Origin of the sequence: Schleiferilactobacillus shenzhenensis LY-73, from assembly GCF_000469325.1 — a bacterium.
Lineage (GTDB): Bacteria > Bacillota > Bacilli > Lactobacillales > Lactobacillaceae > Schleiferilactobacillus > Schleiferilactobacillus shenzhenensis.
Window position 1 is genome coordinate 119,932 of sequence record NZ_KI271583.1, and the last position, 6,616, is coordinate 126,547.

6 protein-coding genes are annotated in these 6,616 nt (G+C 56.3%); 3 read left to right on the forward strand and 3 right to left on the reverse strand.

Translation table 11 applies throughout. From position 1 onward, the window contains the following. Positions 1–163 precede the first annotated feature (163 nt). From ptsP to L248_RS02665, 3 genes are all read right to left on the reverse strand, one after another. A complete protein-coding gene (gene ptsP / locus L248_RS02655; RefSeq protein ID WP_022528513.1) occupies positions 164–1,891 on the reverse strand; it encodes a phosphoenolpyruvate--protein phosphotransferase in 1,728 nt (575 codons plus the stop codon). Then, entirely contained in the window at positions 1,891–2,157 is a 267-nt protein-coding gene (locus tag L248_RS02660; RefSeq protein ID WP_040534514.1) for a phosphocarrier protein HPr, read from the reverse strand. Before L248_RS02660 ends, ptsP begins: the two co-directional genes overlap by 1 nt. A 144-nt stretch (positions 2,158–2,301) precedes the next feature. Beyond that, a complete protein-coding gene (locus tag L248_RS02665) occupies positions 2,302–2,490 on the reverse strand; it encodes a hypothetical protein (protein ID WP_040534516.1) in 189 nt (62 codons plus the stop codon). Between the two features lie 275 nt (positions 2,491–2,765). Here L248_RS02665 and L248_RS02670 point away from each other — a divergent pair, with 275 nt between their 5' ends. The 3 genes from L248_RS02670 (at position 2,766) to L248_RS02685 (ending at position 6,491) form a co-directional block, all read left to right on the forward strand. Continuing rightward, positions 2,766–4,988 carry an ATP-dependent Clp protease ATP-binding subunit gene (locus tag L248_RS02670; protein WP_022528516.1) on the forward strand — a complete coding sequence of 741 codons (2,223 nt, stop codon included), beginning with the start codon at positions 2,766–2,768 and terminating at the stop codon, positions 4,986–4,988. A 231-nt stretch (positions 4,989–5,219) separates the two neighbouring features. Next, a complete protein-coding gene (locus tag L248_RS02680) occupies positions 5,220–5,519 on the forward strand; it encodes a DUF1827 family protein (protein WP_022528518.1) in 300 nt (99 codons plus the stop codon). Positions 5,520–5,558: 39 nt separating this feature from the next. After that, a complete protein-coding gene (locus L248_RS02685; protein ID WP_022528519.1) occupies positions 5,559–6,491 on the forward strand; it encodes a MucBP domain-containing protein in 933 nt (310 codons plus the stop codon). Positions 6,492–6,616 lie beyond the last annotated feature (125 nt).

Below are 6,616 nucleotides of genomic sequence, written 5' to 3' on the forward strand. Positions count from 1 at the left end.
TGGGTAAATTTTGTCACGTGCCCACCACTAGCTCCGCGTCGCCCGCCCAAATCCGCGCAGCCCGGAGTCACCCGGGTAACGCGTACGTTATTTCATCGCGCACCAAAAAAGCACCCCGCCCACAAAGGACGCGGTGCTTTTCTTAACGCTATGGAATCAGAACTTATTCCTGACCCGTGGCCTTCTTGACCATCTCAGCAACATCCGCATTGGATGTCATCTCATTGATGGCTTTGTCAGCCAGCTTCTTCATATCCTTCGTGTCCAACCGCTTCATCAAGCTGCGGACCTTCAGGACACTCGTCGCGGACATGGAGTATTCGTCCAATCCCATGCCGAGAAGCAGCGGGACCATGATGGGGTCGCCAGCGGCTTCCCCACACATGCCGGCCCACTTGCCTTCCTTGTGCGCGGAGTCGATCGTATGCTTGACTAAGCGCAGAATGGACGGGTTGTATGGCTGGTACAGGTAAGAAACGTGCTCATTCCCTCGGTCAGCGGCCATGGAGTACTGGATCAGGTCGTTGGTACCGATGGAGAAGAAATCGACTTCCTTGGCGAATTGATCCGCCAGAACAGCGGCGGCCGGAATCTCGATCATGATACCCGTTTGGATATCATCCGAAACCTTGGTGCCTGCTTTGACCAGCTTCTCTTTTTCTTCCAAGAAGATCTTCTTGGCCTGGCGGAATTCATCCAGGGTGGCGACCATCGGGAACATGATCCGCAGTTTGCCGAACGCTGACGCCCGGATGAGCGCCCGCAGCTGGGTGCGGAAGATGTCTTGGCGATCCAAGGAGATACGGATTGCCCGGTAACCCAAGAACGGATTCATTTCCTGCGGCAACGGCATGTAGGGCAGATGCTTGTCACCGCCGATGTCCATGGTGCGCACGACGACGGGCTTGCCGTTCATGTCCTGGAGAACGCTCTTGTAAGCTTCGAACTGATCGTCTTCAGTGGGCATCTCGTCGGAGTCCATATACAGGAACTCTGTCCGGTACAGACCAACGGCTTCGGCACCATTAGCGACAACGGCCTTCATGTCCTTCGGGGTACCGATGTTGGCGGCTACCGTATACTGCTTACCGTCTGCCGTGACAGAAGGCTGGCTCTTCAGTTTCTCCCACTCAGCCTTTTGGGCAGCAAATTTCTTCGCAGCGTCTTGGTACTGGCTGATCTGGTCCTGCGACGGATCGATGACAATGTCACCGGTCAAGCCATCGGCAATGACGGTGTCGCCATTCTTGATGTCTTTCGTCACGGATTCCGCACCAACGATGGCGGGAATCTCCAGAGAACGAGCCATGATCGCGGAGTGGGCGGTGCGCCCGCCGATATCGGTCACGAAGGCTTTGACGTATTGCTTATTCAACTGGGCCGTATCACTCGGCGCCAGATCGTGGGCAACGACAACGACTTCATGGTCGATCAAGGCGGGGTTGGGCAGGGTGACGCCGAGCAGGTGCGCCAGCACCCGCTTGGTGACATCCCGAACATCGGCCGCACGTTCTTGCATGTACTTGTTGTCTGTCATGGCTTCGAACGTGGCGATGAATTGATCTGATACAGCTGACATAGCCGCTTCTGCATTGACTTTATCGTCTTTGATCTTAGACTTGATCGCACCGATAAAATCAGGATCAGCCAAGATCATCATATGGGCTTCGAAGACTTGCGCCTCGTCGGCACCTAACGTTTCCTTGGCCTTGTCCCGAATAACTTCAAGCTCTGCGGTTGATTTATCCAGTGCATCTTGTAAGCGGCTGACCTCTGCATCAGGATCGCTGATCGTCTTCTTATCGAAGGACAGGTCCGGTTCCACTAACAAGTAGGCCGGAGCAACGGCAATACCGTCACTGGCGGCGATCCCTTTGAGGTGCTTACTCATTATTCAGCGAGTCCTTCTTTCTTCATCGTGTCGGCTACGGCAGCGATGGCATCCTTTTCATCCGCGCCTTCGGCAGAAATGGTCACATCTGCCCCTTGGCCAACGCCCAGGGACATAACGCCCATGATCGACTTCAGGTTGACAGACTTGCCCTTGTATTCCAAGTTGATGTCAGAGTCAAACTTGCTTGCCGTTTGGACCAGCAAAGTAGCGGGACGAGCGTGGATACCTGTGTCAGCAATGATGTGAAAATCGCGTTTTTCCATGATTCATATCTCCTTTTGATCAGTTAATTAACCACGTGAGGTGGTCGGGAAATGGCACGGCGAAAGCCCTACATTTCATCTTTCAGAGTACCATTTTTTACATGGTGATACAACCTTCAAGCCCGTTAAAAAGCACGATGGCCGTTAGTGTTTACCGCTTACATTGAACCGGTAAGTGATCGTTCCGCCGCGCTCGGCAGTGCCCACGATCTCGTTGCGCTGGGGAAAATCGGTCCAGACCGCTCGGAAGGCAAAGAAGTTTTCCGGCTTGATCGTAATCTCGTCGATTTTCCCCGCTACGAGCTGTTCTAGCGCCTGTTGGTAATCGGGCATGGAGAAGCGGCCTCCTTTCTGCACTCGTAAATCCACCTTCTATTATACGCCTCTGGCATAGGCACGTATGCGCTGCAACTCACAAATGGGTCGGCGGTTGCCGGGGTGGGCCAATGCGGCCAGCTGCACCGGCCGGCGGTCACTGTGCCTAAAAAAGCCTTGAAATATCGGCGATTTGCCCCAAGCGTTAGCACTTGCATCGTGAGAGTGCTAGTTGTATGATAATAAGCGTAGGTCGGAAAGAGGTTCCGACCAGTCAGAAAGGTGGCAAGCGTATGCTGTGTGACAACTGTCATAAGAATGAAGCCACGATCCATCTCTACGCCAGCGTTAACGGTCAGCGCAAAGAGATCAATCTTTGCCAAAACTGCTATCAGCTCCTCAAGAACCAGGCGCAGAATGGCGCTCGTGACGCCGTCCCGAATGATCCTTTCGGGTTCAGCAGCTTAAACGATATTTTTTCTGCCATGAATCCAGCCGCCCAAAACCAAGCAAACGAGAACTTCCAGCAACAGCGTCCCCAGACCCAAGCTGGTGGCCGAGGCGGACGCGGTAATGGCGGCGGTCTGCTCGGTCAATTCGGGGTCGATCTGACCGCCGAAGCACGGGAGGGTAAGATCGACCCGGTCATTGGCCGGGACAAAGAGATCGCCCGCGTGATCGAGATCTTGAATCGCCGGACGAAGAACAATCCCGTACTGATTGGTGAAGCCGGGGTCGGCAAGACCGCCGTGGTCGAGGGCTTAGCCCAAAAAATCGTCGACGGCGACGTGCCGGCTAAGCTTCAGAATAAGCGGGTCGTCCGCTTGGACGTGGTCTCCCTGGTGCAAGGCACCGGGATCCGCGGCCAGTTCGAACAACGGATGACGCAATTAATGGAAGAATTGAAGAAAAATAAAGATATTATCCTCTTCATCGACGAGATCCACGAAATCGTCGGTGCGGGCAACGCAGAAGGCGGCATGGATGCGGGTAACGTCCTGAAGCCGGCGCTGGCCCGGGGCGAACTCCAACTGGTGGGCGCGACCACCAGTGACGAGTATCGGACCATCGAGAAGGATTCCGCGCTGGCTCGGCGGTTACAGCCGATTCAAGTCGACGAACCCAGTGTCGATGAGACGATCAAGATCCTGCAAGGGATCCAGAAGCGCTACGAGGACTATCACCATGTTCATTACACACCAGAGGCGATCAAAGCCGCTGCGGAACTGAGCAATCGGTACATCCAAGACCGGTTCCTGCCCGACAAGGCCATTGACCTGCTGGACGAGTCCGGTTCCCGCAAGAACTTGACCCTGACGGTGGTCGATCCCGAGACCATTCAGGAGAAGATCGATGTGGCGGAGAAGGAGAAGCAGGCAGCCCTCAAGCAGGAAGACTACGAGAAGGCGGCTTACTACCGCGATCAGATCGATAAGCTCACCGACATGAAGAAGAAGGACACCGTCGACCCGAAGAATGAGCCGACCGTGACCGAGAAGGACATGGAGCAGATCGTGGAAGAAAAGACCGGCATCCCTGTCGGCCAAATCAAGGACCAGGAGCAGCATCAGCTGGTCAACCTGGCACCGGAACTGGAGAAGCACATCATCGGCCAGAACAAAGCGGTCGAAGACGTAGCCCGGGCGATTCGCCGCAACCGGGTCGGCTTCAACAAGTCCGGGCGGCCGATCGGGTCGTTCCTGTTCGTTGGTCCCACCGGTGTCGGCAAGACCGAGCTGGCCAAGCAATTGGCGAAGCAGCTCTTCGGTTCTGAGGACGCGATGATTCGGTTTGACATGTCGGAGTACATGGAAAAGTTCAGCGTTTCTAAACTGATCGGTTCACCTCCGGGCTATGTTGGTTACGAAGAGGCCGGCCAGCTGACCGAGCAGGTACGGCGTCATCCGTACAGCTTGATCCTGCTGGACGAAATCGAGAAGGCCCACCCGGACGTCATGCATATGTTCCTGCAAATCTTGGATGACGGCCGCTTGACCGACAGCCAAGGCCGGACGGTCAGCTTCAAGGACACCATCATTATCATGACGTCCAACGCTGGCCAAGCCAACCAGGAAGCCAACGTCGGCTTCGGTGCCGAAGTATCCGGGAAGACCCACTCTGTCTTAGGGTCCTTGAAGGATTACTTCCAGCCGGAGTTCCTGAACCGCTTCGACGGCATCATCGAGTTCAACTCCCTGACCAAGCCGGACCTGATGAAGATCGTCTCCCTGATGATCGCCGATACGAACAGCATGATCGCCGACCAAGGGCTGCACATCCACGTCACCGAACCGGTGAAGGAGAAGCTGGTGGACCTCGGTTACGATCCCGCCATGGGGGCCCGGCCGTTACGGCGGGTCATCCAGGAGCAGATCGAGGACAAGGTCGCCGACTACTACTTGGCTCATCCGGATGCCAAGGAGCTGGAGGCGCGTATGAGCGACGGCGAGATTACGATCAGTGCCGCCACGAGCGATGCCGCAGTCGCCAGCAAGTCGGATTCTGCGAAGCAATAACAGCAGTCAATGAAGCACACGGCCATCACTCAGCCAACCGGCTGGGGGATGGCCGTTTCTGTTCTCAAGCACCGTTTTTTGGTGTATGCTGAATTATACGCCAACCGTTATGGCAGAAAGCAGAACAGCTTGGTTTCGGCGGAAAGCGTTCACGCTTTCATGGTTCCCCCGGCCCGGTTTTTCTTCTATAATGGGTTAGTGGAAGGTGTTCATAGATAGGGGTGGAAAAGCATGCGTCTCATTGATATCACCAATAGTTATTCCCATCTGGTGGCGCAGCAGTTGTCAGCGACCGATGCTCAGTTTGTTAAGGTGTATTCACTGGGACCGACGACAGTCGTGTATACCCAGGCACCGACGCATCAGGAAATATTACTGACCAACGAGCGGCGCAACATTTTGGATGCAGAAATCGACTATGTCTTAGATAAACTGTGCAAGGCGAAACAGAGCGAAGTGGATCTGGTCCGCGGGCATCATCTGGCCGAGGTCTCGATCCCGATGGATATGCGGCGGACGGAGATCGTCTGAGCGCAGTGCAAATGTCGTAACGAGGAGGAATCAGCAGCGGTGACCCAAGTCGAAGAACACGGCCGGGTACCGGCGCGCCGAGAGTCACCGTTAAGTGTCGCCCCGGTGCGTATTGTGGTCCGTTATTTATCAGTTCTCGGCGAGCGGCTGCTGGCGGACACCCAAGTGACGGGGCCGGCCCACAGCCATATTGATTTGCCCTGGCGGGTGATTCGCGGATACAAGCTGGTCCGGGTAGAAAATTACGCGGAAGTTTTCCAACCCGTCCCGGGCGGCATCCGGATGATTTATATGGCCCAGAAGGCGGCCCCCGTGGTGGTGTACCATAAAAACGCTGAAGGTAATCTGATTGTGCCGCCCCAGTATGTCTCGGGCGACCTGAATGCCACGTATCACCTGCACCCGTTGTCTGGCAATCCTTTCCCCATCATCCAAGCCCCGCCCACGGATGCCGGGGTCTTCGGGACGAAGAGCAAGTCGGCCCAGTATGTCTATGACACGCTGCAGCTGATGCGTCTGCCAGTGGACAAGCAGCTGCTGATGCGGATGAATACGGCCGTCCGGCCATTTGCTGATCCATTGGCCCGGGAAGCCCTGCCCACGGCTTTGCCCGGCGGCTCCACCTGGCCCGTTTACCGGGCGGTGGTCGACCGGTTCAGCCGGGCGCAGTGGTACGATCTGGGCGGCGGTATCTGGGTGAAGCGGACGTCCCAGATGACGCTGCTCGGCCGGCCGTTGCCGATGCAGCCGCCGGAGCTGACACCGTTCAGGCATCGCGCCGAAGTCGTGAACCACACACAGAACGCGGTGTCGCTCTTTCAGTTCCCGCGGTTCGGGCAGGCGTACAAGACGATTCCGTCGGGGACGATGATCTCCACGACCGGTCTGATGGCTGACGACCAGGGCCGGCAATGGGTCGCCCTGGACAGCCAGCTGTTTATTTCCCGTTGGGACTTGTTACTGTTAGATTGAAAAAAGGACCGTCGCTACCAGCGCAGCGGCGGTTTTTGTGTGCCGTTCAGGGAGAAAAGTTGGCGTGGCCCGGCGATTTGGGCCCTCCGGCTGGCTGGGCGTGGAACGCCATGGGCACAACTTGA

Excerpts from the sequence above, each read along its gene's own strand:
- ptsP (WP_022528513.1), bottom strand. The coding sequence starts at position 1,891 with ATGAGTAAGCACCTCAAAGGGATCGCCGCCAGTGACGGTATTGCCGTT.
- L248_RS02660 (WP_040534514.1), bottom strand. The coding sequence starts at position 2,157 with ATGGAAAAACGCGATTTTCACATCATTGCTGACACAGGTATCCACGCT.
- L248_RS02665 (WP_040534516.1), bottom strand. The coding sequence starts at position 2,490 with ATGCCCGATTACCAACAGGCGCTAGAACAGCTCGTAGCGGGGAAAATC.
- L248_RS02670 (WP_022528516.1), top strand. The coding sequence starts at position 2,766 with ATGCTGTGTGACAACTGTCATAAGAATGAAGCCACGATCCATCTCTAC.
- L248_RS02680 (WP_022528518.1), top strand. The coding sequence starts at position 5,220 with ATGCGTCTCATTGATATCACCAATAGTTATTCCCATCTGGTGGCGCAG.